Source organism: Polaromonas sp. P1_E3 (assembly GCF_056405935.1).
Genome location: NZ_JBFUBD010000217.1, coordinates 1 through 4,735 on the forward strand (window position 1 = coordinate 1; position 4,735 = coordinate 4,735).

At 61.6% G+C, this 4,735-nt stretch carries 4 protein-coding genes; all 4 read left to right on the forward strand.

Going from position 1 to position 4,735, the window contains the following annotated elements:
- On the forward strand, nucleotides 1–1,742 hold a 1,742-nt coding region (locus AC1D0Z_RS16250), incomplete at its 5' end, for an extracellular solute-binding protein (RefSeq protein WP_477659255.1).
- A gap of 192 nt (nucleotides 1,743–1,934) precedes the next feature.
- On the forward strand, nucleotides 1,935–2,963 hold the full coding sequence (locus tag AC1D0Z_RS16255; RefSeq protein WP_477659256.1) for a microcin C ABC transporter permease YejB: 1,029 nt from the start codon (nucleotides 1,935–1,937) through the stop codon (nucleotides 2,961–2,963).
- Nucleotides 2,929–4,083 carry an ABC transporter permease gene (locus AC1D0Z_RS16260; protein ID WP_477659257.1) on the forward strand — a complete coding sequence of 385 codons (1,155 nt, stop codon included), beginning with the start codon at nucleotides 2,929–2,931 and terminating at the stop codon, nucleotides 4,081–4,083. Before AC1D0Z_RS16255 ends, AC1D0Z_RS16260 begins: the two co-directional genes overlap by 35 nt.
- On the forward strand, nucleotides 4,083–4,735 hold a 653-nt coding region (locus AC1D0Z_RS16265; RefSeq protein WP_477659258.1), incomplete at its 3' end, for an ATP-binding cassette domain-containing protein. The genes AC1D0Z_RS16260 and AC1D0Z_RS16265, both read left to right, overlap by 1 nt.

Here is a 4,735-nt window from a genome sequence, read left to right on the forward strand (position 1 = left end):
GCTACGCACTCTGGGGAGACCTCAAGTACCCCGCGGGGTTCACCCACTTCGACTACGTCAATCCCGCAGCGCCCAAGGGCGGTGACCTGCGCCTGGTCAGCAACCTGCGGTACTCGACTTTCGACAAATACAACCCCTTCACCATCAAAGGCTCGGCGCCTGCTTACTTGTCGGATTTCATGTTCGACTCGCTGCTGACCGGCGCGATGGACGAAACCGCGTCAGGTTACGGCCTGCTGGCCGAAGACATTGAGGTTTCCCCTGACGGGCTGACGGCCACCTTTCGTTTGCGCAAGGAAGCGCGTTTCCACAATGGCGACCCAGTGCTGGCGGCGGACGTCAAGTACAGCTTCGACACCCTGATGGGCCCGCATACCTCCCCAGCGTACAAAACGCTGCTGGAAGACGTCGCAGCCTGCGAGGTGGTGGATGAGCGCACCGTCCGCTTCCGTTTCAAAAAGCCCAACCGGGAGTTGCCACTGACGGTGGGCGGCCTGTCGGTGTTCAGCCGCAAGTGGGGCATGGACGCCAGCGGCAAAACCAAACCCTTCAATGAGGTTGTGACCGACATCCCCATCGGAAGCGGCCCCTACCGCATCGGGCCGGTGGTGTTCGGCAAAGACATCACTTATGTGCGCGACAAGGCTTATTGGGGTCAAAAGCTCAACGTTCGGGTTGGCACCGAGAACTTCGACAACGTCACCGTGAAGATTTACAAGGACAGCACCGCCAAGCTCGAGGCGCTCAAGGCCGGTGAGTTTGACATCATGCGGTTCTTCTCGGCCGGCGACTGGGCCCGGCGGCTGAGCGGCAAGCGCTTTGACACCGGCGAACTGGTGAAGGGCGAGTTCAGGCACAGCCTGCCCACGGGTTTTCAGAGCTATGTGCTCAATACCCGCCGCGAAAAGCTCAAGGACCCGCGTGTGCGCGAAGCCCTGGGCCTGGCGATTGACTACGAATGGATGAACCGCCAGCTCTTCTACAACGCCTACCAGCGTGTGGCAGGGATTTTCGGCAACACCGATTGCCAGGCCGCCGGCTTGCCAAAGCCCGAAGAACTGGCCTTGATGGAGCCTTGGCGCAAGGAGATTCCCGCTGCGGCTTTCGGCCCCATGTACGTGCCGGCGCGCACCGACGGTGACTCTTCTTTGCGCGCCAACCTGCGCCGCGCCCAGGCGCTGCTCAAGGAGGCCGGCTGGGAAGTGAAAGACGGCAAGCTGCGCAACGCCAAAGGCGAGGCCATGGTGCTCGAATACCTGGACAGCAACGAAGGCGGGGTGCGGACGATCTCGCCCTGGATGCGGGCGCTGGACAAGCTCGGCATCCAGCTCAACTTCCGCCAGGCCGATTTCGCGCTTTACCAGCAGCGCCTGCAAAAATTCGAGTTCGACATCGTTTCCATCGCCTATGCCGGCACCAACAATCCGGGCCAGGAGTTTGCCGACATCTTCGGCAGCAAGGCTGCGGGCATTGAGGACTCGGGCAACTTCAGCGGTGCGGCCAATCCTGCCATTGATGCCATGATCGCCAGGATGACCAGCGCCAAAACCAAGGCCGAACTGCTACCCGCCTGCCATGCGCTGGAGCGCATCGTGGCGCACAGCCATTACCTGCTGCCGCAGTGGACGGCCGGCACACACCGCGTGGTCTACAACTCGCGCCGCCTCGCGATGCCGGGACAGATGCCGCCTTATGCACCCGGCGAAACCTGGATCATCAATACCTGGTGGGCCAAGCAATGAACACCCCCGCCGGACGTTCGCTTCGCGTAAGACTTCCGTGGTGCGGCCAGAGGCCTTCCTCTTCGGAACGTCCAAGCCTGCACTGGCAGGCTCGGAGCCGCGTTCCTCAGCCCCTTGCAGGGGGCGGCAGCTGCGGCCTGGCAAAGCCAGTTGCGCGCTGCCCACAGGATTTGGCGGGGAAGTGATCGATATATGTTGGCCTACATTCTCAAACGCTGCCTGTTGATGATCCCGACGTTGTTCGGGGTGTTGTTGATCACCTTTGTGGTCACGCAGTTCGTGCCGGGTGGGCCGGTGGAGCAGTACATGGCCGAGGCCAAGGCTGGCGCCGGCCGTGGGGCAGAGGGCGGCGGCCTGAGTTACCGGGGCGGGCAGGGCGTGGATCCCAAGCGGGTCGAGCAGATCAAGGCGCTCTATGGTTTCGACAAGCCGGCACCCGAGCGGTTTTACCTGATGCTCAAGCAGTTTCTGAGCTTTGACCTGGGCAGGAGCTTCTTCCAGAACAAGGATGTCTGGCAGTTGATCAAGGAGAAGTTGCCGGTCTCCGTCAGTCTGGGACTGTGGACTTTTTTCATCAGCTATCTGGTGGCGGTGCCGCTGGGTGTGGCCAAGGCGGTGCGGGCCGGCTCACGCTTTGATTTCCTTACCACCTTGCTGGTGCTGGCCGGTTATGCGATTCCAGGGTTTGTGCTGGGCGTTGCGCTTCTGGTGATCTTTGGCGGCCAGTTGCAGTGGTTTCCCCTGCGCGGCCTGACGTCGTCCAACTGGGAAACTCTGAGCTGGGGCGCACGCATCACCGACTATCTTTGGCACATCACCTTGCCTGTTACTGCCATGGTGCTGGGCAGCTTTGCCGTCACGGCCATGCTGACCAAAAACGCCTTCCTGGAGGAAATTCGCAAGCAATATGTGCTGACCGCTCGCGCCAAGGGCCTGGGCGAGCGCCAGGTGCTCTGGAAGCATGTGTTCCGCAATGCGCTGATTCCCATCATCACCGGCTTCCCGGCGGCTTTTATCGGCGCTTTTTTTACAGGCTCGCTGCTGATTGAAACCCTGTTCTCGCTCGACGGCATGGGCTTGCTCAGTTATGAAAGCATCATCCGCCGTGACTACCCGGTGGTATTGGGCACGTTGTACCTGTTTACCTTGATCGGCCTGTTCACCAAGCTGATTTCCGATTTGTCTTATGTCTGGGTGGATCCGCGTGTACGGTTTGACTGACCCCCCTGAAGCCACCTCCGGCGGCCTTCCCCCCGAGGGGACGCCTCCTGCGGACGGGCAAAGCCCGATCCGCGGTGGCACTGGGCCGGAAAAATATGTCTCCAATTCGCCTGCGAGACGGGCATGGAGGCGTTTTCGGCGCAACAAGCTGGGTTTTTATAGCCTGGTCCTGTTCTGCACATTGGTGCTGCTGAGTCTCTTTGCCGAGCTGGTCTCCAACGACCGGCCGCTGCTGGTGCGCTATGAAGGCGGTTATTACTTTCCCATGGTCAAGGACTACAGCGAGAAAACCTTTGGCGGCGATTTTGATACGGCGACTGATTACCTGGATCCCTATATCCAGGAGCGGCTGGCGCGTGGGAGCAACTTCGCGGTTTATACGCTCAACCCTTATGGGCCCAACACGCTCAACTATTTTGCGAAAGAGCCCAACCCGTCGAAGCCGACCCGCGCCAACCTGCTGGGCACCGACGACCGTGGGCGCGACCTGCTGGCCCAGCTGATCTACGGCTTTCGGGTCAGCGTGCTGTTCGCGCTGGCGCTGACGGTTACCGGGGTTCTCCTCGGCATGCTGACAGGGGCACTGCAGGGCTATTTCGGCGGCAAGACCGATCTGCTGTTTCAGCGCTTCATCGAAATCTGGGGCTCCATGCCCGAGCTTTATTTGCTGATCATCTTTAGCGCGGTCTTTGCGCCCAGCGTGGCCTTGCTGCTGATCCTGCTCAGCCTGTTCGGCTGGATGGGGTTGTCAGACTATGTGCGCGCGGAATTCCTGCGTAACCGCCAGATGGACTATGTGCGCGCGGCGCGCGCCCTGGGCGTTGGCAACCTGCAGATCATCTGGCGCCACATCCTGCCCAACAGCCTGACGCCCGTGGTGACCTTTCTCCCGTTTCGCATGAGCGGCGCGATTCTGGCGCTGACGTCCCTCGACTTCCTGGGTTTGGGTGTCCCGCCGGGAACGCCTTCGCTCGGTGAGCTGCTATCCCAGGGCAAGAACAGCATTGACGCTTGGTGGATTTCGCTGTCGACCTTTGCGGTGCTTGTGATCACGCTGCTGCTTCTCACCTTCATGGGCGACGCCTTGCGCGATGCGCTGGACCCAAGGAAGGCCGACTGATGACCACGCCGCTCCTCGACGTTAAAGACCTGCGTATCTCGTTTGGCGGCAAGGAAGTCGTCCATGGCATTGATTTTTCCATCGCACCGGGTGAAAAGCTCGCGCTGGTGGGGGAATCAGGCTCGGGCAAAACCGTCACGGCCCTGAGCCTGTTGCGCCTGGCGCAAAACGCCGCAGTCACGGGCAAGGCCGTTTTCACCGGCATAGACGCAGCGGAGCGCGCCGCCAGCGGCGCGCCGCCCAGGGCGCCTGTGGAATTGCTGTCGCTACCGGAGCAGTCCCTGCGCGGGATCCGTGGCCGCGACATCGCGATGATCTTCCAGGAGCCCATGACGGCGCTGAACCCCCTGTTTAGCGTGGGCAACCAGATTGCCGAGGTTCTTCAGCTAAAACAGGGCCTGGCCCCCGCGGAATGTGCGCAAGCAGCTATCAAATTGCTAGCAGATACGGGCATCACCGAGCCTGAGAGACGCGCCAACTCTTTCCCGCACCAGCTTTCGGGCGGCCAGCGGCAGCGGGCCATGATCGCCATGGCGCTGGCTTGCCAGCCTCGGCTGCTGCTGGCCGACGAACCCACCACGGCGCTGGACGTCACCCTGCGCGGCCAGATCCTGGACCTGCTCGGTGAGCTGCAGCAGCGCAACGGCATGGC